This is a genomic window from Nocardia sp. NPDC006044, from assembly GCF_042871115.1.
In the GTDB taxonomy this organism is placed as follows: domain Bacteria; phylum Actinomycetota; class Actinomycetes; order Mycobacteriales; family Mycobacteriaceae; genus Nocardia.
In genome coordinates this window covers 3,707,537-3,731,869 of record NZ_JBIAID010000001.1, presented here as the reverse complement: position 1 = coordinate 3,731,869, position 24,333 = coordinate 3,707,537, and the positions used below count along the sequence as shown (strand labels likewise).

The following is a 24,333-nucleotide window of genomic DNA, read 5'->3' as shown; positions in this document are numbered from 1 at the left end:
TCAGCCTTTCGTGTGGTTGTCGGACGTGGTCACCACGCCGTCGAGGAACGTGGTCGCGAGGATGTCGGCGATCTCGGCGGGGGTGTGCCCGCCGTGTGGCCGGTACCAGAAGGTCACCATGTTCAGCATGCCGAGCACGCTGTTGGTGACCACGTGGTCGTCGGTGCGCAGCAGCCCGGCGGCGTGGCCCGCGTCGATCGTCCGCTGCCAGCAGTGTTGCACGCGATCGCGCAGTTCTTGCAGCTGCGCGCCGCGTTCGCCGCTGAGCGCGGTGACGTCGCGGAGCTGGATCGCGACCTCACGGCGATGATCGATGATCAGGCCGACGTGGCTGTGGATCAGCTTGCGCAGCTTGGTGATCGGGTCGTCGGCGCCGGAGGTGATGCGTTCGGCGTCGACCAGCATCAGCTGGATGTAGTCGTGCAGGATCTGCCAGAGCAGTTCCTCCTTGGAGCCGATGTGGTAGTAGAGCGCGCCGCGCTGCACGTCGGCGCGGTCGCCGATCTCCGCGACGCCGGTGCCGTGGAATCCCTTCTCCGCGAACAGTTCCACGGCGGCGCGCACGATGCGCTCGCGGGTGTCGCCCGCCGACGATTCGGCCGCGGGCGGGCGGCCGCGCCTGCGGGTGGGGGCGATATCGGAACCGCTCGTCATGGGCCGGAACCGCGCTCGCGGTGCGTCGTGGTGCTCATCGGGCCGGGTCCAGGACTACTTGCTCACGCCGTCCGCGCGTTCGGCGAACAGCTGATAGGCGTCCGCGCCCTCGGACATCGGAAGTGGATGGGTGACCACGAATTCCGGGCGCAACCGGCCGGCCGCGGTCAGCTTCAGCAGGGTCGGCAGCTCGTATTGGATCGAACACAGCCCGATGTGGAATTCGAGCTCTTTGACCTGGGCCAGCGGCATGTGGAACGGATACGCGCGGTTCTGGTTGACGCCGATCACGCTCACCCGCCCGCGGTGCCCGACCGCACTGATCGCCAGCTTGATGGTGGCGTCCGCGCCGACCGCCTCGATCGCGACATCCGCGCCGCCACCGAGCATGTCGCGAATCGCGAGCTTCGGGTCGTCCGCCTCGACCGGTTCGGCTCCGAGTTCGGCGGCCTGCTTGCGGCGTTCGTCGATCAGGTCGACGCCGAGCACGCGCGCCGCGCCCATCGCGAACGCCGACTGGATCGCCATCAGCCCGACCGGCCCGAGCCCGATGACCACCACCGTGTCGCCGGGCGCGATGCGCGCGCGGCGGGCGCCGTACCAGGCGGTCGGCGCGTTGTCGGTGAGCACGACCGCGGCCGCGTCGCTGACGCTCTCGGGCAGCGGCACCAGGTTTCCCTCGGCGTGCGGGACCGCCAGCAACTGCGCCTGGCCGCCGGGCAGCGCCCCGCCGAGCCCGTAGCAGGCGTCGATCGCCAGCGGAGTGCGCTCGCAGGCCGCGACGATGCCGGCCCGGCACTTCGCGCATCGGCTGCACCCGGCCGAGGCGGACACCAGCACCCGGTCGCCGATCGACAGGCCGTGCACCTCGGGGCCGAGTTCGACGATCTCCCCGACCGCCTCGTGCCCGACGCTGTAGCCGACCTGGTCGGTGAACCCGTGGCCGCTGTAGATGTGCAGGTCGCTGCCGCAGATACCGGTCGCGGTGACCCGGATGATCGCGCTGTCCGGCGCGGTGAGGACCGGATCGGGCACGTCGGAGTACGAGATCTGCCGCGGGCCTTGATAAGTCAGCGCCTTCATCGCCAACCGCCGTCCAGTGCCAGGGTGGCGCCCGTGCAGAACGCGGAGGCGTCCGTGGCGAAGAACAGTGCGGCGCCGACGATCTCGCCGGGTTCGCCGACACGGTGCTGCGCGTTGAGCGAGGTGATCTGGGTGCGGACCTCGTCCGGCCAGGCCTTCGAGATGTCGGTGGCGAAGGCGCCGCACTGAATCGTGTTGACCCGCACCGTCGGTCCGAAACTCTGCGCGAGACCCGCGGTGAGCGTGTTCAATCCGGCCTTGGCCGCGGCGTAGGGCAGCGCGAACGGCGCCGGGCGGACCGCCTCGATCGAGGAGATGTTGATGATCGAACCGCCGCCGCCGGCCGCCATCCGGGTGCCGATCAGCGATGAAAGCCGGAACGGCCCTTTGAGATTCACGCCGATCACCTTGTCGAACAGCGATTCCGAGACCTGATCCAGGCTCGGGTACAGCGGGGAGAGGCCGGCGTTGTTCACCAGCACATCGACCCGGCCGAATTCGGCGTACGTGGTCTCCACGAGCGCGTCGCACTGCGCCCAGTCGCTGACATTGCAGGCCACCGGCAGCGCGCGGCGGCCGTGGGCGTTGGTCACCTCGTCGGCCAGCGCCACGCAATCGTCGAGCTTGCGGCTGGCGATCACCACATCCGCGCCCGCCGCCGCGAACGCGAGCACCATCTCCCTGCCGAGTCCCCGGCTGCCGCCGGTGACCACGACGACCTTGTCCGTGAGCGACACACACACTCCTGCCGATCAGAAAATGTTCCGATCAGTACATTAAATCTCCGCGCCGATAGAATCAAGGAGTTGTCCGGCCGACCGCCGACACGGCACGACGCGCCGACTGATCGATCCCCTCACGATCGGCGCGCCGGAACATATCGGCGAGACGCCGCGTTCGACCCGCTACAGGGTGGTATCACTACCCACGGGTAACATGTATGCGTCTTTCCCACCCGGCTTTCTCAGAAGTGAGGCAGTAGATGACAGAGCGGATTCAGGTCGGCGGGCTTCAGGTGGCCAGCGTTCTCCACGAGTTCATCGAGAACGAGGCGCTCCCCGGAACCGGCGTAGATTCCGCCGCGTTCTGGGCCGGAGCCGAGCAGGTCATCAACGATCTCGCGCCGCGCAACCGCGCGCTGCTCGCCGAGCGCGACGAGATCCAGGGCAAGGTCGACGCGTGGCACGCCGAACATCCCGGCGCCAACTACGACAAGGCCGCCTACAAGAGCTTCCTCGGCGAAATCGGTTACCTCCGTCCGGAGCCCGCCGATTTCCAGATCACCACCCAGAACGTGGACACCGAGATCGCCACCACCGCAGGCCCCCAACTCGTGGTGCCGGTGATGAACGCGCGCTTCGCGATCAACGCCGCCAACGCGCGCTGGGGTTCGCTCTACGACGCGCTGTACGGCACCGACGCAATCTCCGAGGCGAACGGCGCGGAAAAGGGCAAGAGCTACAACAAGGTTCGCGGTGACAAGGTCATCGAGTGGGCGCGCAACTTCCTCGACGACTCCGCGACGCTGATCACCGGCTCGCACATCGGCTCGACCTCCTACAAGATCGTCGACGGTGAGCTCGAGGTCGGCCTGGAGGACGGCACCGAGATCGGCCTGGCCGATCCGTCGCAGCTCGTCGGCTACCTGGGCGATCCGGAATCGCCGACCGCGGTGCTGCTCAAGCACAACGGGCTGCACATCGAGATCCAGATCGACCCGGAGTCGCCGGTCGGCAGCACCGACACCGCGGGCGTCAAGGACCTGGTGCTGGAGTCCGCGGTCACCACGATCATGGACTTCGAGGACTCGGTCGCCGCCGTGGACGCTGAGGACAAGGTCCTCTGCTACCACAACTGGCTCGGCCTGATGAAGGGCGATCTCACCGAGAAGGTGAGCAAGGGCGACAAGACCTTCACCCGCACCATGAACCCGGACCGCGTCTACACCGCGCTCGACGGCAGTGAGCTTGTGCTGCACGGTCGTTCGCTGCTGTTCGTGCGCAACGTCGGTCACCTGATGACCAGCGACGCGATCCTGGACAAGGACGGCAACGAGGTCCCCGAGGGCATCCTCGACGGCCTCGTCACCTCGCTCATCGCGACGCACTCGCTGCGTGGCGACACCGAGCTGAAGAACAGCCGCACCGGCTCGGTCTACATCGTGAAGCCGAAGATGCACGGCCCCGACGAGGTCGCGTTCACCAGCGAGCTGTTCGGCCGGATCGAGGACGTGCTCGGCGTGCCGCGCAACACGCTCAAGGTCGGCATCATGGACGAGGAACGCCGCACCACGGTCAACCTCAAGGCCTGTATCCAGGCCGCCGCCGAGCGCGTGGTGTTCATCAACACCGGCTTCCTCGACCGCACCGGCGACGAGATCCACACCTCCATGGAGGCCGGGCCGATGGTCCGCAAGGCCGACATGAAGGCCCAGCAGTGGATCAAGTCCTACGAGGACTGGAACGTCGATACCGGCCTGGCCACCGGGCTGCCCGGCAAGGCGCAGATCGGCAAGGGCATGTGGGCCATGCCGGACCTGATGGCCGACATGCTGGTGCAGAAGATCGGGCACCCGAAGGCAGGCGCCAACACTGCGTGGGTGCCGTCGCCGACCGCCGCCACCCTGCACGCCACGCACTACCACCAGGTCAACGTGCTGGAGCGGCAGCAGGAGATCCTCGCGGGCGGCCGGCGCGCCACCGTCGATCAGATCCTGGAGATCCCCCTCGCCGCGGCCCCGAACTGGACCGCCGAGGAGAAGCAGCAGGAGCTCGACAACAGCGCCCAGTCGATCCTCGGCTACGTGGTGCGCTGGATCGATCAGGGCGTCGGCTGCTCCAAGGTGCCCGACATCGAGGACGTCGCGCTCATGGAAGACCGTGCGACCCTGCGCATTTCGAGCCAGCTCGTGGCCAACTGGCTGCGCCACGGCATCGTCTCCGAGGACGAGGTGGTGGCCAGCCTCGAACGGATGGCCCCGGTCGTGGACCGGCAGAACGCGGGCGACGCGAACTACCACCCGCTGGCCCCGGATTTCGCCGGCAGCATCGCGTTCCAGGCCGCCAAGGAGCTGATCCTGGAGGGCACCAAGCAGCCGAACGGGTACACCGAGCCGATCCTGCATCGCCGTCGTCGTGAGGCGAAGGCGGCCAACAAGTAGGGTGCCATTTTCTTCACGAGGCTCCGCACCGGTAATGCCCGGTGCGGAGCCTTTTGCCCTACCTGGAGATCAGCGGTAATACCGGACCGTCACGCTCAAACCGGTCACAGGAGAGGATCCGCCTCGACGACGGAGACGCATAGGCTGTGTCGGCAATCGAACTCGACGGTTGGGAGAACGTTGGATGCGCACCGGCAAAGTCGAGCGTCTGAAAGAGCTGATGATCATCGCGCTGACCGACGCGATGCCTCGAGTTCATCGCTTTTCGAGCGTCTGCTCGGCGTCCACCATCCGGCGCTCGACCGTCCGGTAATCCATACCGACGAGATCCAGGAGAAGGCCGAATGGGTCGCCGGAGTTGTCACCGGCCGGGCCGCCGACTGGTGCTCTCCTTGCGGGCTTCGAACGGGTAGACACCGAATTCCGGAAGAGTCTTCAGGACGAAGTCCATGACTGCGCGGTCGGTTTGCCCGCTGGACATGACATCCACCGCGTTTTGCTCGGGTGGCATGTAGAAGTGCGTATTCAGCACGCGCTCAGGGTGTTTCACGTTTTCCAGAAAGAGTCGGCTCGCGTACGAGGAGGAGTTGCCGGCCAGAATGGCATCCGGCGCGGCGAGCTCGTCGAGCTGGCCGAAAACCTCCTTCTTGAGGTCGAGGCGCTCCGGGACGGCCTCGACTACCAGCCACGCGTCATGGAGGGCCTCGGCGAGATCGCCGGTGCTCGACACGGTGCCTGCCCGTGCACCAGCGCGGCCGGCGACGACCGTGGGCAGGGTGTCGATGACGTACTTCTCGGCAGCCTGGCGCGAGTCGGGAACGAGATCGTAGATTCGGACTGTGCCGCCGCCGCTGGCCAGCATGAGCGCGATGCGGCGGCCAAGGGTGCCGGCGCCGATGACGACGGCGGGTCGGGAGGTGTAGTCGGTGGGAACGGTGAAAGTCATGGGAAACACGCTCCTGCAATAGTTTTCGCGAAGAATTACGCGCCGGTGTAGTAGTTGTGTACGGGTTCGAACAGCCGCAGATCCAGATCGGTCACGATGTGCTGGCCCTCGAGCACCTCGAGCACCGGCAGGTCGGCGAGCGGGGCCATCACATGCGGCACCAGGTCGAGGCGGGCCGGGCCACGCCATGCCTCCTTGACCACGATGTCGGTGATCTCGGTGCGCACCAGGTCGACCGACAGCAACTGCGCGTTGTGGCCGGGAATGGTCTTGACTGCGTAAGTGGGCTTGGTCAGGGTGGCCACACTGGTGGAGATGGTGCGGGCCGACGCCCTCGATCTGGCTGTACTGCGCGCCCCCGCGCCCGGCACTGCCGACCTCACCGTCACCACCGTCGGGTACGAACGTCTTTCGGCCGCTCTTCCACAGACCCATCCGCTGGCCGGGCGCAACGCGATAGATCTGTCCGCGCTGCGCGATGAGAACTTCATCCTGCCCGGACCCAAAATTCCCGAGCTCGCCCAGCAAATCCAATTAGCATGCCGCCAAGCCGGTTTCACCCCGCGCGACTACGCCAACGCCGATGCCACCATCGGCCTGCTCAGCTACGTCGCCGCAGGATTGTGCGTGGCCCTCATGCCGCCCATTCCATTCCCGGGCGTCACCTACGTCCCATTGCACAAGCCGCCGAAGTTCACCGAGATCACCCTGGTGGCCGTCGGCCGCAATAGCGCGGATCTCGCGGTGCAGCGCTTCCTGAAACTAGCCGCCCGACTGGCCTGAGCGGATCGGGCCGGCCGGTGAACGGTTGACGCGGCGAATGCCGCTGCCCTACAAGACCATCGACATGGCAGGAGCATCCGGAGAGCCGAAACGGTCTCGGTCCCTTGGCCTTCCGAGGAGCTACTCCGACACCTACCATGTGCGAGTCGCGGCGGTCGTAGATTTGCGTCAGGGTTCGTAGGTGCCACCGTGGCAGGCGCTGCGGCCCAAGGCGATCCCCGATGGGCCCGCCGAACTATTCGAACCCCTCGTCGCACCCGAGTCCGCCGCTACGCTGCGGCCGGAAACGCACGGCCGACGAGCAGGATGCTCATCGGGCTCGGGACCAGTCCGCGAGGCACTACCCGGCGTAGGCCGCTTACGTCGAATTGCGCCTTACGCAAGGCTTCTTGCGTGCGGCGGTTGGGATGGCAGCCGTCGGTCAGCGCCATCCATGGCCGTTCCATGGCATCCTGTGTCGCGCCGATCACCCGATTCAACGGGCCTTCGCTTCCGGCGTGCACGTGCTCCAGCACCAGCACCTGACCGTCCGACTGTAGGACGCGTCGTACTTCGGCGAGGGCGGCTGACATGTCTTGCACGCTGCACAGCACCAGTGGCAGGACTACCGTGTCGAAGCTGTTGTCGGCGAAGGGCAGATCCTCGGCGAACGCGGCGTGGATGTCGACCGCGATGCCGTGTCGCTGGGCTCGGGCGGCGGCGACTGCTCGCATCGTCGGGTTGGGTTCGACCGCCGTGACCGAGGTGGCAGCGTCGGGCAGGTAGGGCAGGTCATGTCCAGGACCCAGTCCGATGATCAATACTCGGCCGCGGGCGCCGGCGAGCAGTGTGTTCCGCGTGGGCCGGATGAAGACCGGCTCGGCCACGGTCATCATCGCCGAGTACCAGGTGCCGAAGAACGGGCTACACATACCCCTCACGCTAGCCCGCTACAGCGCGACAAGATAGAGATAGGCAATTTTTGCATCATTATCCCAGTCGGCCGAGATATGTTTCACCACTTGACCATCGGTAGCGGTGAAAGTGGATGCGCGCGTGCGCGGTCGGCGGCCAGCCGCGCGAGCCGTCGATAGAACCCGGCGCTGGGGTAACGCCGCACGATCGCGCGGTAGTCGCGGCGAGATACGCCGAACCGGCGAGCGCCGGCGGTGGCGTCGATGGTGTCCGCACGCCGGAAGATCTCGACTTGCGGACGCGGGTCGCGCGCGGCCCGGATCCGATGGTGTTCATCGATCATCGCGATCACCAGCGGGATCTGCGCACCGCCGTCGTGCGCGGTGAGCCACTGCTCGGCGAGACGCTCCGACGGTTCGAGATAGTCGAAAGTGCCTGCGGTCCAGACTCCCAGGTCGTGAAAGACCGCGGCGGTGAGGTATTCCGCACGGGAGCTGGGCGCGGGTTCGCCCGCGCCCAGCGCGAGCAGATCGCACAGGCTCAGCACCCGCAGCACGTGATTGGTGTAGAGCTCGAGGTCCTTGCCGAGCGCGCCGGTCCAGGGCGACAACCGCTCCTGCACAACGGTTTCGACGGGGTCGCTCATACCGGCCTCCCGGGGTGAGAACAGGCGAAATCCAGGCGGTACGAACCCATCTGGGAGCTTGCGTGCATCGGGTCGCTACTGCGGGCAGATCACCGGCGCGACAGCCTGCAGGACCGGATAGAGGGGACTGGTGTGACTACCGGTCAACTCGGTCGCGACCATCAGCGGCATTCCCACGACCGTGCACAATGTGAAGGACGGACCCGGAGGCGATGCCTGCGCGGTGGTCGAGGAGATCGCGGGGATCGCCACAGCGATCGACACGCCCGCAGCGAGAGTCAGAACTGAACGCCGCATAGCGCAACCTCCGTATGTCGCTGATCATTAGCTGATTACCGCACGTTAGTACGGATAGACGCGTGTTGGCTGTGAACAGGATCACTGGGCGGTCAGGATCAGCCCGGAAACCATGACCGACTATTTTGGATCGATCGTCGAGGTCGTCGGAGCGGCTCTACGGGTTCAGCCCGGCTACGGCCAGATGGAACAGTCGCTCCGCCTGGGCGGCGGGGCCCGAAATCGATGGTGACAGTGGCAATTCCGGCCTAGGCAAAGTGGCGTGGAACGGTCGCGAATGTCACTTTCAGGGTTGCGGACAGCCCGGGTTGCCGCTGCCGAATTTCTTCGTCTTGCACACCCTTGGGCAGCTCACGAACTCAACCGTATTCGGCCGGCAAGTTATGTGGCGAGCTGATGGTCGTTGGGTTGCTGATGTGGTCATCGAAGCAGGCGGGACGGTTTTCCACGCCGGACCGCTGTCGAACAAACCGGTCAGCCCGGATCGGCGCACCGTCGGGCTCGATACCTCCCCCAAGAGCATCTTCCGGATCATGGTGAGCAGGGACACCGTCGCCGCCGCGATGCTCGACGAAGCGGAGACCCGCAGTTCACCGGCCGGATCGCTGTGCCACTCACGCGCTGATCGGGCTTCACGCGGGCCATCGGGGTCACTCGGAGTGGCCGCGCGGCACGGAGTTGGTTGGTAGCCGGACCACGCGCAGGAACCCGGGCAACAACCACGGGCGTCTGCCGGTGACGAGTACCTTGCCGGTCAGTGCCGCGCGTGCGCGGCTCAACCGTCCGAACAGCATCAGGTCCAGGCCGGGCGGATCGAACCGCAGTCGCACGTCGCACTGCCCATCGGGCGGCTCGACCGACACCTTTCTCTGGTGGAGCACGACTTTGGCCGGCCTGGTGTGTTTCGAGAGCAGCTCGACCGACACCATCCGGTCCGGATACTGCGTAGCGGAGGGCACCAGCCTCCCCGGCGATGCCAATACGTTGAACAAGAACAGGTCCACGAACAACGCCGCGTCCGTCGTCGGAATCGTCCAGGGAAGGCGGAGCGCGGTGCCGATGTCATGTCCGTGTACCAACAGCTCGTTCAGCATGTGCGCCAGCACGCCGGCCACCGGGAGCCTGGCGTCCCCGAGCCAGGGCACGGGCAGGTCGGCCGGTAGCAGCTCGGCGAACCGCAGGATGTCGTCGACATCGGTCAGCAACTGGTTCGTGAGAACCTCCGGCCTGCGCTCGGTGAATTGCCGCAACGTCGCCTCGTTGTACTCGGCAACGGTGTCGACTGTGACTGTGGGGACCAGGCCGGCCATCGGGGAGCCCGGTGGCGCCGCGCCGCGGTTGGCGAGCCGACCGGAGTACATCGAGGCGATAGCGGCCACGTGCGCCGTCATCTCGGCGACCGACCACTCGGCCGTAACCATCGCCGCAGGTGAAGGTGCCGCACGAACCAGCTCCGCGAACCGCTCGGCCGATGTGCGAAGCGAATGCCGCACCGCGCACCACTGTCGTTCGCTGACCGTCGTCATCGCCCACCCCCACCGACCGTTGCATAAATGCTATGCGACCGAAGTACTCATGCACCCACGAAATACGCCAGTTCGGTTGCCTCCGTATGCGATTCGACCCGAGGTGCGGGTTCCCCAAGCATCGATCCGATGGTGCTGTGTCACCCGAACTCGGACTCGATCCACAGCGTTGGTTCCGGGGTGGTCGGTGGAGGCGTGACCGAGTCGCCGCGATCGTTCGAGCGGAGAGATATGAGGATCGCGATGGCTGCGATGAGGATGCAGAGGCTTGTTGCGACCACCCATTTGCGTGCCATGGAGACGAGTCCTCGTTGAGATGTCGGCCAGTAGAAGCGGATGGATCGGGCGTCTTGGCCGGATGCTCATCGGCGGACGCAGTTCGGACGGAGGTTCGAGGGCTGGAAAACGGGAAAGACGGGATCTGACCAGTCATACCGTGTCGAAGGAGGATCTCGTGACCGATTACGGAGTGTCCAGTAGCCATACTCGGCGCCTGGCCGAAGACCATGACAATTTTCCCGATGACGCGCGGACCACGCGAAGTCACGCGGGAGAGGGCATCCAGGACGGGTACAACATCCCGGGGATCGTGCTGTGGGCGCTGGGTCTGGTCGCGCTCGGTTTGACCTTGACCGCTGCGGGCTACGGCTTCCACGGATGGGCCGTCATCGGCGCGATCGTGTGCGCGACCGCGCTGGTGACCGGGTCGGCCTGGCTCGTTCTCGAGCACCGCCGGATCAAGGCGAAGGAGGGACGCGCGCTGACCGATCCGGCCGGGCACTGAACTCGCCCGCGGGCCGGCAGCAGTAGATCGCGGTGAGGGGGGCATGAACGGTTAGGTGAACGACTGTGCGGAGCCGTGGGGAAGTACGGTGGGAGGTGACCGAGTGTCGCGGGTCCTATCTCATCCGACCACTCGGTGATCTGACGGGGTGGCGCGCCTGGGGCTGCGCGCCGCAATGGCCGGTGGGCAAGGTGGTGTGGGCGGTGTTGCCCATTCGGCCGTCGCGCACCAGCAGGTGCGTATCGGAAACCGCGGTGTAGACGTGCCCGGCCCATGCCCCTGGTCGGCCGGTCAACGCTCGGGCGCGGGTGCCGGATTGCGGAAGAATTGTTCTGCTGTGGGGTCGAGGGGGTGGAACAGTTCGACGCGCATTTCGTCGAGGGCGAGGTCGGACGCGGTGTCGAAGCGGGTGCTCAGTTGGATCGTGTGAATGACGTTGCCGCCCAGGCGGAATGCGGGGCACGGGAGGGGGTGGTGGGCTCCGGTGTGCTCGGGGAGGGGGAGGTCGGCGACGGCCGGGGCGGTGCGGTCCAGGAGGGCGCGCAGGCGGGAATCGAGCGGAGCGCGGTCGAGCTGGACGCGCAGGCGAGTCAAGAGCGCGCAGGCGATCTCGGGCCAGTTGAGGATCAGATCGCGGGCGGCGCGATCGACGACGAGACGCTCGATCAGGTTGTCGCCGAGCAGGTTCGGGCCCAGCAGGCGCTCGCTCGCGCGATTGGCGGCGACGACTTCGGAATAGGGGTCGAGCACCAGCGCCGGGAACGGCTCGTGGGTGCTCAACAGCCGCTCGACGGCGGTGGTGAACGCCGCCAGGTGTGGCGGATCGATCGGTGCGGCGGGCCGGCTGGGGGCGAAGCCCGCGCCGCGCAGCAGATGGTTGTGCTCGCGTGGTGGAATGCCGAGGACCTCGGCCAGGTGCAGCACCGTGGCGCGGCTGGGTCGCGAACGGCCGGTCTCGAGGAAGGAGATGTGGCGCGGCGTCGAACCGGCCCGGCTGGCCAGCTCCAATTGACTGAGGTTGCGCACCAGTCGCCACTGCCGCAGGTGGGCCCCGAACGGGCTGGCCGAGACGGAGGTCATGCCCAAGTCTCGCGAATCTCGTGGCCGGACACCACTCCCTGAACGGGAATCGTCTCGGTGCCGCGACGCGATCATGCTCGAGCTATGACGACAACGCATCCGGAAACACGGAAATCGCGCGCTCCGCAACTTATCTCGGGACTGAACCACATCAACGTGTACACCCGCGATCTCGAACGATTCATCGAATTCTACTGTGAAATATTGGGATTCGAGGTGGTGGTCGCCCTGCGCGACGACTTCGTCGACGGTTCCGACATCCCGGCTCCGGATGGTCGGGTCGCGGCCAGAGCGGGACAGATGATCCGGCCGCGGCATTACGTACTGCGGGTCGCGGATCGCAGCTATCTCGCCGTGTTCGATCAAGGCCCGGACTTCGACGGTCCCGGTGGTGGGTTCCATCATCTCGCCTTCACCGTTCCCGACGAGCAGGCGCTGGCCGCAGCGGGCGACCTGCTGCGCGCACACGGCGTGGCGGTGAGCGCCGCCGTCGATTACGGGCCGTACCACTCGCTCTATTTCCTCGATCCGGACGGGCGCAATCTCGAACTCTGCGTACAAATTCGAGATCTCGGACTGCCCGAGGATTTCACCGATCCGGATCTGCTGCCGCAAGTGCGGCGTCCGGGCTCGCGATAGTGCCGTCAATATCGGGTTTGGCGGTTTGCCGAATATATGCTTTCGAGATCGACATCTCGTCCTGATGCCGAGAACGCAGCGCGTGTGCTTTCAAAGCTCGATTGCTACGCCATTGCCTCTAGCGCGGATGTGTCCGGCCGACGGTGGTCCGAACGCTGCGCCCATGGGCGAAGTCGGAGCATCCCAACGATGGAGGTCGAGATGTTCTGTGAGGCGCAGCGACGCGTCCGCGGATTCGGTGTTGCCGCAGTGGCCATCCTCGTGATGTTCGCCGGACCGGCGATCGTTTCCCCGAGTCCGGCGGGCGCGGCGCCACCCCTGCCGCAGGTGGATGAGTTCTATCAGCCGCCGGCCGGTTTCGAGTCCGCGGTCCCCGGGGCAATTCTGCGCTCCCGGCCGATCGAGTTGGTGGCGCCGTTCCCGGCGCAAGCCTGGCAATTGCTCTATCGCACGACCGACGTCTTCGATCAGCCGGATGTCACCGTCACCACGGTGTTCCTGCCCCACAATGTCCGACCGGATCGTCCGTTGGTGTCGCTGCAGATGTTCGAGGACGCCTCCGGGCCGCAATGCGTCCCGTCCTACGGATTGCAGGCCGGCGCCCAGTCCTCGCTGGAGACCACGGGGCAGCTCAAGGATCTGCAAACGATGCTGCAGAACGGCTGGGTGGTGTCGACGCCCGACTTCGGCGGGCGATTCGGCCACTTCCCGGTCGCCCAGGAGCCCGGTTATATGGCGCTGGACGGCATTCGCGCGGCCCGGCAATTCGCTCCGCTCGGTCTCGGCGCCGAGAATCGCATCGGCCTGTACGGGTATTCGGGCGGCGGTTTCGCGACGGGGTGGACGGCTGAGCTGCAACCCAGTTACGCACCCGAACTCAACATCACCGGCGCCGCATACGGCGGTCCGGGTGCCGATATCAATGCGGCACTGTTCACCACGAACGGCGGACCCTTCTCCGCCATAGTCGGTAGCGGTCTGTCGTCCTATTACGCCACCTATCCCGAGGTCGAAGCGGCGATGCGACCGCACCTGACACCCGAGGGCGTGGCCGTGATGGAGCAGATCCAGACGCAGTGCTTGTCCACCACGCTGGCCCAGCAGTTCTTCGGCGACTGGAAACGGTATTTCGACATCCCGCTGGACCAGGTGCTGGCGTTGCCGCCGCTCGCCGAGGTGATCGACAAGGCCAGGTTGGGTACCCGCGTGCCGTCGGCGCCGCTGTACGTCTTCCAAGCCGTGCAGGACGAGGTGATTCCGGTGTACTCGACCGACCGGATGGTCGACGAGCTGTGCGCCGGTGGGGCCCGGGTCACCTACATCCGGGAGCAATGGGCCGAGCACATGAGCACGATCTTCTCGGCCTCGCCGGGCGCGTTCTCCTGGCTCGCGGAACGCGTCAACACCGACGCCGCGGTGCCGGCCGGATGCAGCAGCATCACCGTGCAGTCCCAGTTCATCACCCCGAGGTAGCCGATCGGGCAAGGCGCCGAGCCGCGATCAATCGTCGTCGTTGCCCGATGGATTGCCGGTGGACAGCGACGTATCGTGCCGTTTGCCGTTCCGCTTGCGGAACACCAGCACTGCGCCGACCAACACCGCGATACCGAGGATTACGAGTAGCTCCATGCGGGTGGCCTACCCGTATCCGCGTGGTCGAACCCGGAGTCGGCAACATCCTCGCTACGCACCGGTGGTGCCGGGATTGAATCGCGGGATCGCGGGTATGCGGCGGTAGGGGAAGGGAGAACGGGTTCATGGACAACGATGTGCGCCGCCGCGGCAGTGCGGCCAAGACCATGCCGTCCGATGTGCGGGGCAAGTTGACGGTCTTCGATCGGTTCGCCACCGGTGCCGCTGAATTGACCGCCAAGGCAGGGTTTTTCGTCTTCTGCGTGTTGCTGGTAGTGCTGTGGGCGCCGACGTTCCTGCTCTTGCCGAGCATCGACACCTGGCAACTGGTGATCAATACCGCGACCACCATCATCACGTTCCTGCTCGTCGCGCTCCTGCAGAATACTCAGTCCCGTTCCGACGAGGCCGTGCAGCAAAAACTCAACGCCATCGCCGACGCGCTGTCCGACTTCATGGGCGAACTGAGCGCCGAACATCCCGAACTGGAACGGCACCGCCGGGAACTGGCCGACGCTGTCGGTCTGGAGGATCGGGAGTCGGCGTGAACCAGGGCTGACTCAGTCGGGCGGTTATTGCGCGTCGTCGCCGGTTTCGCGCACCGCGTCGGGTGGCTGCGGTGCCGCACCGGTACCCGCCAGATCGGGCGTGCCACCGGATTCACCAGATTCGTTGCTCAGCGCAGGATCGTCGTTGTCGACGGCGTCGATCGCCGAGCTCAGTTCCGCACGCAGCCGATCGGCGGTGGCCTGGTCGCCTGCGTCGGTGGCGGTGGTGATGTCTTGGCGGAGTTGGGCGATGACGTCCTGGGAAACCATGGTGCTCCTCGCTTGTCGTGGGTGACGCGGTCCGGTGGCGGCCGTCTCGCGTGCGGCCGTTCGATCGGGGATGCCGATCAGCCGCAGTGACGCACTACCCGTCACGTTCGTCAGTAATCCGCGATCTCGGCGAGGCGGTGTGCTCGCCTCCCATGCGCGGCGGGACAGTCGGCGCGTGCTTGGACACCGGTAGCGCCGGATTGCCGGTCTTTGCGCAGGGTAAGCGGGCGGATATGGAGCGACGAGATCGGATAGGGGAGCCCTGGGGCCGGCGCACACCGTATGGGCCGGGTGAGAGCTGGCCCGCTCGAGTGGACATGTACCTCGCCGAGGGTGTGGATCCTGCCGAGGTGCGCTGGGTGCAGTCGGCATCGGTGCTGCATTCCAACGGTGATGCCCTGGATATCGCGGTGCGGGACGGTGCGATCGTGGGGGTGCGTGGGCGCGCGGTGGACCGGGTCAACCGCGGTCGGCTGGGTCCGAAGGATCTGTTCGGCTGGCAGGCGAACGCCGCCCCTGATCGGCTCACGCGTCCACTGATCCGCCGGGACGGCGAACTCGTGGAAACCGATTGGGACACCGCGATGGATCGGATCGTGCGGCGCAGCCGTGCGCTGCTGGCCGAGCGTGGCGCCGAGTCGATCGGCTTTTACACCTCGGGCCAATTGTTCCTCGAGGAGTACTACACGCTGGGCGTGATCGCGCGCGGCGGCATCGGCACCAATCACCTCGACGGCAACACCCGGCTCTGCACGGCGACCGCGGCCGAGGCGTTGAAGGAGTCCTTCGGCAGCGACGGCCAGCCCGGGTCCTACACCGACGTCGACCACGCGGACGTGATCGCGCTCTACGGCCACAATGTCGCCGAGACCCAGACGGTGCTCTGGTCGCGGATCCTGGATCGGCTCGCCGGACCGAATCCGCCCCGGCTGATCTGTGTCGATCCGCGGCCCACACCGGCCGCGGCGCGCGCGAGCGTGCATCTCGCGCCGCTGCCGGGAACGAACGTGGCGCTGATGAACGGGCTGCTGCACGAGATCCTCGCCAACCATTGGATCGATGCGGACTACATCACCGCGCACACCGTCGGAATCGACGAATTGCGTTCGCGCGTCGCGGATTACTCGCCAGAGGTGGTGGCCGGAATATGCGATGTCGAGGTCGAGGACCTGCGCGAGGCGGCCCGGATTCTCGGTACCGCGCGGCGACTGCTGTCCACCGTGTTGCAGGGGTTCTATCAGTCGCACCAGGCAACGGCAGCCGCCGTGCAGGTCAACAACATTCACCTCGTCCGGGGGATGCTCGGGCGGGCCGGGTGTGGCGTACTGCAGATGAACGGCCAGCCGACCGCGCAGAACACCCGGGAGTGCGGCGCCGACGGTGATCTGGCCGGATTTCGTAACTGGGCCAACGATTCACACGTCGCCGAGCTGGCCGAGCTGTGGCATGTCGATCGTGCCCGCCTGGCGCATGACGAACCGCCGACCCACGCGATGAAGATCTTCGACAAGGCCGAGGACGGCAGCCTGGGGATGCTGTGGGTCAGTGCGACCAATCCGGCGGTGTCGCTACCCAAATTATCCAGGGTCCGTGCGCTTCTCGCCGAGGACAGCCTGTTCCTGGTGGTGCAGGACATCTTCCTGACCGAGACGGCCGCGCTGGCGGATGTGGTGTTGCCCGCCGCGGCCTGGGGCGAGAAAACCGGGACGTTCACCAACGCCGATCGCACAGTTCACCTGTCCGACAAAGCTATCGAACCGCCGGGGCAGGCCAGATCCGATCTGGACATCTTCTTGGACTACGCGCGGCGGATGGGATTCCGGGACAACGACGGCCGCCCGTTGCCGCCGTGGCACGACCCGGAGTCGGCTTTCGAAGCGTGGAAGAAATGCTCGGCGGGACGGCCGTGTGATTACACGGGGCTGACCTACGGGCTGCTTCGCGGCGGTTCGGGCATCCAATGGCCTTGTACGCCAGCACATCCCGAAGGCACCGAGCGGTTGTACGCCGACGGCGGGTTCTGGAGTGCACCGGACTACTGCGAGTCCTACGGCAAGGACGTGGTCACCGGCGAATCGCTGACGGCCGAGGACTACCGTGCGCTGAACCCGGATGCGAAAGCGATCATCAAGGCGGCGCGATACCACCCTGCCGCAGAGCGTCCGAGCGCCGAGTTCCCGCTGGCGTTGATCACCGGCCGAACCCTCTATCACTTCCATACCCGCACCAAGACCGCCCGCGCGCCGCAATTACAGGCGGCGGCTCCGGAAGTGTGGGTGGAGATCTCCCGCCAGGACGCCGACGAAACCGGCGTCGGTGAAGGTGACCTGGTCGAGGTGTCGACTCCGCGCGGCAGCCTGCGTGCTCTCGCCAGGGTGAGCGGGATCCGTCGCGGGGTACTGTTCGTCCCGTTCCACTACGGGTACTGGGACACCGCGGACACCGGCCATCGGCGCGCGGCCAACGAACTCACACCGACGGCGTGGGACCCGGCGTCGAAGCAGCCACTCTTCAAGACCGGCGCGGCCCGGCTTCGGCGGTTGGCGGGCGCCGAGACGCCGTCGCCGGCGCCGACCACCGCGGCCTCGGCGCCGCTCGATCCCGCGATCGAGCCGACCGCGGGCGGCGCGCAGGCGATGGTTCACGAACTCTTGCCTGGCGCGCCGTAGGCCACTAGATCTGCGGTCCGGTGCCAGCGCTGTGCCGCGTGGTCATAGGTGATGTGCCCGTCGGCGGCGAAGCTGTCCAGCCAGCCGCGCATCGGCCATCGGCCCCAGCGGCGGTGGAAAGTCGTTGCGTTGGTGAGGATGTCGTCGAGATGCTCGATCGGCGGGTCGGAGACGGGGTGGTATTGGTGGTAGGCGTCGGCGCCTCCGGTCCAGCGCAGCCGGGCGCCGGCCGCGGCGGCCTTGTAGGCGAAGTCGGTGTCCTCGCCGCCGTAGCCGTGATAGCGGGTGCAGAAGCCGCCGATGCGGCGCCAGGTGTCGGCGGTGAGGGCGAACGACAGCGACCAGAACAGGTCGAAATCGGTGCTGTCGACGCAGGTAGAGCCGGGTGGGTCCGGTCGCGCCGGATGCGGCGCGCGTTGCCGGCGTAGGCCGGGCAGGTCGTATCCGGCCGGCGGGGCGGGCGGGAGGTAGGTGACCGGTCCGCACAGCAGCAGCGGCTCGTCGGTGGCGGCGGCCCGGTAGCGGGCGATCATTTGCGGGTCGGGGATGCAGTCCACGTCGAGGAACACCAGGAGTTCGGCGCCGCGGGCGATCGCTGTCCTGGCACCGAGATTGCGGGCGTGGGCCAGCGGCAGTTGCGGCGTCCGCGCGTCGAGCCACACCCCATGCGCACGATGGTGCCGGGCGAGGTCGAGGGCCTCCGGGTCGCCCATGGCGACGACGAGGTGATCGCCGGGTGCCGCCGTGCTCCGGGCCAGTCCGCGTATCTGGTTGCGCAGGTGGGTGATTCGCCGCGCCGCCAGAGTGATGACCGCGGTTCTCATGCGGCAGGTGTACGCGCGGGGGAGACCGACCGGGCGACGTGATCGATGACGGCTGCGGCCCGGCCCGCGGCCCCGTTGGTCCGCCACTGTCGCCAGCGGCTGGCGTCCAGGCGCAGCGCCGCGTCGATCAGCGCAGGCCACTCGTGCGGGCCGGGCCACTCGTCGACGGCGAGCGCGAGGCCCGCGTCGGCGAGCGCGCTCGCGGTGGCGTGCTGCTCGCCGAACGGGCGTTGCGCCGGGATGAACACGGCGGGTTTACCCGCGGCGGCGATATCGGCCACCGCGCCCTGTCCCGCGTGAGCTATCACCACGTCGGCGGTGCTCAGCAACGGCCACAGATCATCGGTCCAATCATCCAAACCCGCTGTGCGCCAGCGGTACTGCGGGTGACGGTCCGCGCATTCGCGAACGGACGCCGCGGTGAAGCCGCTGCCGCCCGCGCCCGCGAGGACCAGAACGGTGGGCCGGGCCGGGGTGTCGCGGGGCGCGATCGGCGGATGGTCCGCGAATCGGCTGATTCCGCCGACGTAGTGCGTCTTATCCGCGTACGGGTGCAGCCAGGGCGGGTCGTAGACCGCTCGCGGCCAAGCGGCGATCAGGGCGTCCGCGATGTCGTGTACCAAAGTGTGCGGGGCGTCGGTGCGGGTGCCCGGCAGCGCCATGCTGACCACGGGCACGCCGTGCAACCTGGCCAGCAGCGCCACCTCGACGGATACGTCGACCACGAGGGCGCGGGGGCGTTCGGCGGCGATCCAGCCCGAGACGGCCGCCATCCGATCGCGCAGTCCCGCATCGGCTTTGGGGACCCAGTGCAGGCGATCGGCGGCGGTGGGATCCACCACATCGGTCCCGGCGTCGTCCGCGGGCAGTACGACCGTTCGCGCGAAGACCGGGTCGTCGACCGGCATGGAGCTGAGAACGGTTACGGGCGAGTCGATTTCGGCGCAAAGGGCGCGGGCTCGGATGAGGTGACCGACGCCGTGATGGTGGATGTAGTAGCCGATCATGCTGCCCCCCTGTGGTATTCGCCATAACCCGGGACGGTGACGAGCTGCCGGTAGTGCTGGAGATACGCGTCGACCATGGCGGTGATGCCGCACGCGGCCACGGCGCGATCGCGGGCGTCGGCGCGCGACAGCGTCGCGGCCTCCGCCGCGCCCGCGGCCAGGGCGTCGACGTCACCGGCGGCGACGAGCCTGCCGCAGTCCGGACCCACGATCTCCGGAATGCCGCCGCGTTCGAACGCGACGACCGGGGTGCCGCAGGCGAGCGCCTCCGCGACGACCAGGCCGTACGGCTCATCCCACAGCGGGGTGACCAGCGCGGCCGCACACGAGCCGACCAGGTCGGCCAGCGCCGCCTGGTCGAGATGGCCGTAATAGCGGGTGTTGTCGTCGAGCTCGGGCTCGATGGCATCCCGGAAGTAGCGGGCATCGCTGACCGGGCCCGCCAGATGCAGCCGCCGCCCGGCGCGGCGTGCGGCGGCGATCGCCAGGTGTGTGCCCTTCTCCGGGGTCAGCCGTCCGAACCACACCAGATCGGGACCGCCGGCACCGCTCGGCCACGCCCGCAGGTCGATCCCGTTGGGCACGACGCCGACAGGACGCACGGCATGGCGCCACGCGTGCGCGGTGTGCTTGCTGACGGCGACGAATGCCGAACCGAGCCCTTTGCTGACCGCCAGGGCCGATTCCAGCCACGGCGTCGGCGGGGTATGCAGGGTGGTCAGCATCGGGACGCCCAGCGCCGGAGCCATGGCGACGGGCAGATAGTGCAGGCTGTGGTTGTGGATGACGTCGAACGAGGTCGGTCCGATCGCGCTGAGGTCGGTCATCACCGTCAAGTAGGCATGGTGGTCGGCGAGAAACTGTCGCGGCTGCATCGACGAATCGGCGGCGGCCGCGGCGCTCGGGCTGAAGGCCTGCACCCGCAACGCCGAATCCGCCGCCCGCACATCGCTACCGTCGGCGGCGAACAGCGTCACCCGGTGGCCCCGCGCCTGCAAGGCGCGGGCCAGGTGCCACACGTGTGCTTCGAGCCCGCCGGCGAAGGGTTGCTTGATCGGATGCCGGTTGGAGGCGAGCAGGGCGATGGACAACCCGTTGCCCGCGGTCATCCGGCCAGCACCTGCTCGTAGATGGCGCGGTGCGCGGCCGCCAGCTCGCTGCGCTCCGCCCGGCGCGCGGACCACGTCGCGCGTTCGGCGCCGCCCTCGTACACGGAGCGGACCGCGCGCTCGAGCGAGTCGGCGTCGAAATGCGTCTCGTCGAAACCGAAGACCGCACAGGGCCGCTGCTCGGCGTAGCAGCCGCAGCTCGGCGCGATGACCGCGGTGCCGAGGTCGTAGCAGGCTTCCAGCCAGCCCGAATGCGTGCCGAAGCGGTAGGGCAGCAGCGATGCCGTCAGTGACGAAAGATACTGCCACAGTTGATCATCGGTGAAGTATTCGTGTACCCGGACCTCGACGCCGGGGCGGCGGCCGAAGTCGACCAGGGCCGCGCCCGTGTCCGGGTCGTACCAGTGGTTGTCCGGGGCGAACAGCTCGTCGTGCAGATCGATGCGCAGCACCGCGCCGGGCAGGGTGGCTATCGTGTCGGCGAGTATGTCCAGGATCGGCAGGGGATCCATGTTGGGGCGCAGGCTTTTCGCGTGCACGCCGAGCACGAAGGGCTGAGCCGGACGTGGCCGAACGATGAACTCGCGCTCCAGCACGTGCGGGTGGCTCAATACGCGCGGTCTTCGATTCCACAGCCGCTCGATCCGCGCCGCCGCGGTAGGGGTGAGGGTGATGATCTCGTCGGCAGCCGGAATGAGCACATCCAGTTGTTCTCGGTGCCCGCGCGGATCGGGTTGATGCGGGTTGCGCAGATCGTGCGCGGTGTAGATCAGCGGCTTGCCGTGTTCGCGTAGCTCGCCGACGATGTCGATGAGCGTCTCGGTCTCGACCGAGTCGAAGCCGAAGTGCACGTGGAAGACATCGAAGCTGCGGTGATTGTCGCGGATCCACCGCGGGTCGAGCATGACCGGCGGCCACCAGCCGCCCGGCACCGTGCGCCCGTCGGCCGGGCGCGGATCGGGTAGTCGCAGCACACCGTCATCCCCGTCCACGGCCGACAGGTGCCGTACATAGACGTGCGAAGCAGGCACCGACGCTACCCGCAGGGTGCTGGCGCCCGCGTGCATTCGAGCATCGGCGAGCGCGGTCATGCCGACCACCGTTGCACCGGGCCCACCTCGGGCACCCGTTGCGCACCGGTCGCGACATCATCATGAACGCGCCGCGTACCGTCGAGGATCTGCCGTCGCGTACCTTCGCGGATTTGCATGGCTTGCACCCCTTTCACAAACGATCAGGTGGCTGGGTCGTTGCCGATCTACCCTGCGTTTTCTCGATCAAACCGGGCGGGCGCGCTGTCCTTGTACGGCATCGCGGTCACTGTCGTCCACGAGATGACAACGCCGCCAATCGGTTTCAGCGGCGTGCTGGTCGGCGGAACTCGCCGCGCGGCGCGACTCAGTCGCGAGGTGTCAGGGGATGTGTCGCGGGGCCTTCGAGCACGTCGCCTTCGGCCGAGAAGCGGGAGCCGTGCAGGGGGCAGTCCCAGGTCTGTTCGGCGTCGTTCCAGCGCACGATGCCGAACAGATGCGGGCAGATCGCCGAAACGGTCTTGGTGTTTCCGGCCACGGTGCAGGTGGCGACCGGTGTGAGGCCGTCGCGGACGACCCGGCCCGTGCCCTCGGCGGGCACGTGCCCGTCACCGTGCAGTTCCGCCCGTATCCAGCCCCCGGCCATGGCGAGCGCGACGCCGCCGTTGGCCTTGATCGCCGTGGCGAGCCCGGTGAGTTCGCGTGGCCGCCACGTTTGCAGCACCGTTGCCCATTCCTTGCGCCTGCCGAACACTCGCTCGGAGATCGCCAGGGCCGCGGCGACGCCGTTGGTCATTCCCCATTTCGAGTATCCGGTGGCCAGGAGAATGTGATCGCTGCCCGGCACGAGCGGCCCGACGTAGGGCAACCCGTCGATCGGCGAGTAATCCTGCGCCGACCAGCTGTGCGTCAATTCCGCTGCGGGCCAATGGTTCCGCGTCCATTCGACGAGATCGTCGACCTGCGAGCCGGTCGCTGGCTCGCGTCCGACGATGTGCCCGTTGCCGCCGACCAGCAGGAGTTCGCCGTCCGATCGGGGCGCATAGCGCAGCGAACGGGTCGGTGCGTCGGCGGACAGATACATCCCGTGCGGAATCGGTCCTGGCACGCGGAAGGCCAGCGCGTAGGAACGCATCGGTTCCAGCCGGGCGAAGAACCCGCCCCGGTCGAGAATCGGTGTGCCGGTGGCGAGTACGACCGTTCCGGCGCGGATCGCACCGTGCTCGGTCTGCACCACGTCGCCGCTGACGCCGGTGACCCTGGTGTTCTCGAAGATCGCCGCGCCGGACCGTTGCGCCGCAGCGGCCAATCCACGCAGCACGGCTACCGGGTCGAATTGCGCTTGGTCGTCGACGCGGACCGCGCCGTAGGTCGGGAACGGCAGTTCCAGCTCGTCCTGCCACCGGGCATCGAGGCCGGCCGCCCGGCACGCCGCGAGTTCGGCCTCGACCTGTGTTGTGCCGCCGGGCTTCTGCGCGTAGGTGAAGGCGGGTTCGCGCTGGACATCGATGCCTTCGGCGGCGCAGAAGTCCAGCATCCATTGCTGCCCTTCGCGATTGGCCGCAACGTAGGCGCGCAACGTCTCCTCGGAGTGCTTCTTCGCGATACTCGATAGGTGGGTGCCCTGGAGCAGGCTCAGCTTCGCGGTGGTGTTGCCCGTCGCGACCGCCCCGAGGGTGCGTGCCTCGAGCAGGGCCACCGAGGCACCGCCGCGGGCCAGCAGCAGGGCGGTCGTCACGCCGGTGAGGCCACCGCCGACGACGACGTGCTCGAACCACCTGCCCGGCTCGACCGGCGGATACGTATCGGCGGGTGCGCCGTCTAGCCACAGCGAGGTCATGGTGCGCGGGTGCCCGCGCTGTCCAGGTCGAAACCGCGTTGTCCTCCGGGTATGGAGATCAGCCCGCGGGGCGACTGCGCCTGCGGTGGCTGGTATCGCAGAGCGGGTAGTTCTTCGAGCGTTTGCACAGGCAGAGCGCCACCCGGAACCGGTCGCAGTCGATCGTGGTGCCGTCGGCGGTGACGATTTCCACCGGGCCCTCCACGAGGGCAGGACCGTCGGCGGTGAAAGTTATTCTCCGCCGGTCATTTCCGGGTCTTGTCGGCACGGATCACCACCAATTCCTCGTACTGCTGCCCCGGCGTGATCAACCCCTGGGCGACCAGATGCGGGACACCCCGTCGCATCACCGGCCCGAACGGGATCGTCGCGCGCGCCACGACCGCGGCTTTCAACCCGCCGTCACGCAGCTGGGTGATGGTGCGGTCGGGGTCGGCGACCGCGGAATGCACGATCAGCGCCGTGCCCTGCGGCGTCAGCAGATCGGGCGCTCGCCCGCAGAGCCGGTCGAGAAAGGACCGGCCGTCGGTTCCGGCATGCCAGGCCCGGCTCCGGCCGCGGACCGGCTGTCCACGCCGGTGCGGCACGTACGGGGGATTGGCCAGCAAGATGTCGAATTGCCGGTCTCGAAGCGCCTTTTCGAAATCACCACGCAGCACCTCGACCTCGATGCCGCGTACCCGGCAATTGGCCCAGGCCGACAGGCCCGCCGCGCGGGAGATGTCGACCGCGGTGACGGAGGCCGCGCCCGCGAGCCCGGCGTGTACCGCCAGCGCGCCGGTGCCGCAGCACACGTCGACCACGTCGCCGCCAGGGGGAAGGGCGGCTTCGGCCAACGCGGCGGCCAGCAACCAGGTATCCGTCTGCGGGCGGTAGACGCCCGGCGTGCGTAACAACATCACCGGGACGCA

General features: G+C 67.5%; 26 protein-coding genes. 8 read left to right on the top strand and 18 right to left on the bottom strand.

Annotated features, from left to right (window positions below):
- From ACFYO1_RS17090 to ACFYO1_RS17080, 3 genes are read right to left on the bottom strand one after another with little or no spacing between them, the layout of a single operon-like run.
- Positions 1 to 654 carry a TetR/AcrR family transcriptional regulator gene (locus tag ACFYO1_RS17090; protein ID WP_387231474.1) on the bottom strand — a complete coding sequence of 218 codons (654 nt, stop codon included), beginning with the start codon at positions 652 to 654 and terminating at the stop codon, positions 1 to 3.
- A 54-nt stretch (positions 655 to 708) separates the two neighbouring features.
- Positions 709 to 1,737: an alcohol dehydrogenase catalytic domain-containing protein gene (locus ACFYO1_RS17085; RefSeq protein ID WP_387231472.1), complete on the bottom strand. Its 1,029-nt coding sequence runs from the start codon at positions 1,735 to 1,737 to the stop codon at positions 709 to 711.
- Entirely contained in the window at positions 1,734 to 2,474 is a 741-nt protein-coding gene (locus ACFYO1_RS17080; protein ID WP_387231470.1) for an SDR family NAD(P)-dependent oxidoreductase, read from the bottom strand. The genes ACFYO1_RS17085 and ACFYO1_RS17080 overlap by 4 nt, the downstream gene beginning before the upstream one ends.
- Positions 2,475 to 2,719: 245 nt before the next feature.
- Here ACFYO1_RS17080 and ACFYO1_RS17075 point away from each other — a divergent pair, with 245 nt between their 5' ends.
- Entirely contained in the window at positions 2,720 to 4,897 is a 2,178-nt protein-coding gene (locus ACFYO1_RS17075) for a malate synthase G (protein WP_387231469.1), read from the top strand.
- Positions 4,898 to 5,081: 184 nt separating this feature from the next.
- Complete coding sequence (locus ACFYO1_RS17070; protein ID WP_387231467.1) at positions 5,082 to 5,210, top strand: hypothetical protein; 129 nt, start codon at positions 5,082 to 5,084, stop codon at positions 5,208 to 5,210.
- Between the two features lie 48 nt (positions 5,211 to 5,258).
- Here ACFYO1_RS17070 and ACFYO1_RS17065 read toward each other — a convergent pair whose 3' ends face one another.
- Entirely contained in the window at positions 5,259 to 5,843 is a 585-nt protein-coding gene (locus ACFYO1_RS17065) for a 3-hydroxyacyl-CoA dehydrogenase family protein (protein WP_387231465.1), read from the bottom strand.
- A gap of 35 nt (positions 5,844 to 5,878) precedes the next feature.
- Positions 5,879 to 6,148: an acetoacetate decarboxylase family protein gene (locus ACFYO1_RS17060; RefSeq protein ID WP_387231463.1), complete on the bottom strand. Its 270-nt coding sequence runs from the start codon at positions 6,146 to 6,148 to the stop codon at positions 5,879 to 5,881.
- Between ACFYO1_RS17060 and ACFYO1_RS17055 the strand changes: the two genes are divergently transcribed.
- The gene (locus tag ACFYO1_RS17055) at positions 6,141 to 6,626 is read left to right on the top strand and encodes a LysR family substrate-binding domain-containing protein (RefSeq protein ID WP_387231461.1); all 486 of its coding nucleotides are present in this window, start codon (positions 6,141 to 6,143) and stop codon (positions 6,624 to 6,626) included. The two genes, ACFYO1_RS17060 and ACFYO1_RS17055, sit on opposite strands and share 8 nt — an antisense overlap.
- A gap of 269 nt (positions 6,627 to 6,895) precedes the next feature.
- Here ACFYO1_RS17055 and ACFYO1_RS17050 read toward each other — a convergent pair whose 3' ends face one another.
- The 3 genes from ACFYO1_RS17050 to ACFYO1_RS17040 form a co-directional block, all read right to left on the bottom strand.
- Positions 6,896 to 7,537, bottom strand: coding sequence for a class I SAM-dependent methyltransferase (locus ACFYO1_RS17050; RefSeq protein ID WP_387231460.1), 642 nt, complete (start codon positions 7,535 to 7,537; stop codon positions 6,896 to 6,898).
- A gap of 83 nt (positions 7,538 to 7,620) precedes the next feature.
- Complete coding sequence (locus tag ACFYO1_RS17045) at positions 7,621 to 8,166, bottom strand: HD domain-containing protein (RefSeq protein WP_387231458.1); 546 nt, start codon at positions 8,164 to 8,166, stop codon at positions 7,621 to 7,623.
- Between the two features lie 947 nt (positions 8,167 to 9,113).
- The gene (locus ACFYO1_RS17040; RefSeq protein ID WP_387231456.1) at positions 9,114 to 9,989 is read right to left on the bottom strand and encodes a maleylpyruvate isomerase N-terminal domain-containing protein; all 876 of its coding nucleotides are present in this window, start codon (positions 9,987 to 9,989) and stop codon (positions 9,114 to 9,116) included.
- A gap of 454 nt (positions 9,990 to 10,443) precedes the next feature.
- Here ACFYO1_RS17040 and ACFYO1_RS17035 point away from each other — a divergent pair, with 454 nt between their 5' ends.
- On the top strand, positions 10,444 to 10,773 hold the full coding sequence (locus ACFYO1_RS17035; protein ID WP_387231454.1) for a hypothetical protein: 330 nt from the start codon (positions 10,444 to 10,446) through the stop codon (positions 10,771 to 10,773).
- Positions 10,774 to 11,064: 291 nt separating this feature from the next.
- Here the strand turns inward: ACFYO1_RS17035 and ACFYO1_RS17030 are convergent, their stop codons facing one another.
- Positions 11,065 to 11,853, bottom strand: coding sequence for a helix-turn-helix domain-containing protein (locus ACFYO1_RS17030; RefSeq protein ID WP_387231453.1), 789 nt, complete (start codon positions 11,851 to 11,853; stop codon positions 11,065 to 11,067).
- Between the two features lie 84 nt (positions 11,854 to 11,937).
- Here ACFYO1_RS17030 and ACFYO1_RS17025 point away from each other — a divergent pair, with 84 nt between their 5' ends.
- Entirely contained in the window at positions 11,938 to 12,492 is a 555-nt protein-coding gene (locus ACFYO1_RS17025; protein WP_387231451.1) for a VOC family protein, read from the top strand.
- A gap of 189 nt (positions 12,493 to 12,681) precedes the next feature.
- Entirely contained in the window at positions 12,682 to 13,965 is a 1,284-nt protein-coding gene (locus ACFYO1_RS17020) for a lipase family protein (RefSeq protein ID WP_387231449.1), read from the top strand.
- Positions 13,966 to 13,992: 27 nt separating this feature from the next.
- On the opposite strand, the gene ACFYO1_RS17015 is transcribed toward ACFYO1_RS17020, so the two are convergent.
- Complete coding sequence (locus ACFYO1_RS17015; protein WP_387231448.1) at positions 13,993 to 14,121, bottom strand: LPXTG cell wall anchor domain-containing protein; 129 nt, start codon at positions 14,119 to 14,121, stop codon at positions 13,993 to 13,995.
- A 128-nt stretch (positions 14,122 to 14,249) separates the two neighbouring features.
- Between ACFYO1_RS17015 and ACFYO1_RS17010 the strand changes: the two genes are divergently transcribed.
- The gene (locus tag ACFYO1_RS17010; RefSeq protein WP_387231446.1) at positions 14,250 to 14,672 is read left to right on the top strand and encodes a low affinity iron permease family protein; all 423 of its coding nucleotides are present in this window, start codon (positions 14,250 to 14,252) and stop codon (positions 14,670 to 14,672) included.
- A gap of 24 nt (positions 14,673 to 14,696) precedes the next feature.
- On the opposite strand, the gene ACFYO1_RS17005 is transcribed toward ACFYO1_RS17010, so the two are convergent.
- Positions 14,697 to 14,942, bottom strand: coding sequence for a hypothetical protein (locus tag ACFYO1_RS17005; RefSeq protein WP_387231444.1), 246 nt, complete (start codon positions 14,940 to 14,942; stop codon positions 14,697 to 14,699).
- A gap of 233 nt (positions 14,943 to 15,175) precedes the next feature.
- Here ACFYO1_RS17005 and ACFYO1_RS17000 point away from each other — a divergent pair, with 233 nt between their 5' ends.
- Positions 15,176 to 17,611 (top strand): molybdopterin oxidoreductase family protein, encoded by a 2,436-nt coding sequence (locus ACFYO1_RS17000; protein ID WP_387231442.1) that lies wholly within the window; start codon positions 15,176 to 15,178, stop codon positions 17,609 to 17,611.
- Here the strand turns inward: ACFYO1_RS17000 and ACFYO1_RS16995 are convergent.
- From ACFYO1_RS16995 to ACFYO1_RS16965, 7 genes are all read right to left on the bottom strand, one after another.
- On the bottom strand, positions 17,584 to 18,435 hold the full coding sequence (locus ACFYO1_RS16995) for a glycosyltransferase family 2 protein (RefSeq protein ID WP_387231439.1): 852 nt from the start codon (positions 18,433 to 18,435) through the stop codon (positions 17,584 to 17,586). The two genes, ACFYO1_RS17000 and ACFYO1_RS16995, sit on opposite strands and share 28 nt — an antisense overlap.
- Complete coding sequence (locus ACFYO1_RS16990; protein ID WP_387231437.1) at positions 18,432 to 19,442, bottom strand: glycosyltransferase; 1,011 nt, start codon at positions 19,440 to 19,442, stop codon at positions 18,432 to 18,434. Before ACFYO1_RS16990 ends, ACFYO1_RS16995 begins: the two co-directional genes overlap by 4 nt.
- On the bottom strand, positions 19,439 to 20,551 hold the full coding sequence (locus ACFYO1_RS16985) for a glycosyltransferase (RefSeq protein WP_387231436.1): 1,113 nt from the start codon (positions 20,549 to 20,551) through the stop codon (positions 19,439 to 19,441). Before ACFYO1_RS16985 ends, ACFYO1_RS16990 begins: the two co-directional genes overlap by 4 nt.
- Complete coding sequence (locus ACFYO1_RS16980) at positions 20,548 to 21,642, bottom strand: glycosyltransferase family 1 protein (protein WP_387231434.1); 1,095 nt, start codon at positions 21,640 to 21,642, stop codon at positions 20,548 to 20,550. Before ACFYO1_RS16980 ends, ACFYO1_RS16985 begins: the two co-directional genes overlap by 4 nt.
- A gap of 307 nt (positions 21,643 to 21,949) precedes the next feature.
- Complete coding sequence (locus ACFYO1_RS16975) at positions 21,950 to 23,422, bottom strand: FAD-dependent oxidoreductase (RefSeq protein ID WP_387231432.1); 1,473 nt, start codon at positions 23,420 to 23,422, stop codon at positions 21,950 to 21,952.
- 58 nt (positions 23,423 to 23,480) lie between these two features.
- Entirely contained in the window at positions 23,481 to 23,615 is a 135-nt protein-coding gene (locus ACFYO1_RS16970; protein ID WP_387231430.1) for a CDGSH iron-sulfur domain-containing protein, read from the bottom strand.
- A 52-nt stretch (positions 23,616 to 23,667) separates the two neighbouring features.
- Positions 23,668 to 24,321: a HemK2/MTQ2 family protein methyltransferase gene (locus ACFYO1_RS16965; protein WP_387231908.1), complete on the bottom strand. Its 654-nt coding sequence runs from the start codon at positions 24,319 to 24,321 to the stop codon at positions 23,668 to 23,670.
- Positions 24,322 to 24,333: the final 12 nt, after the last annotated feature.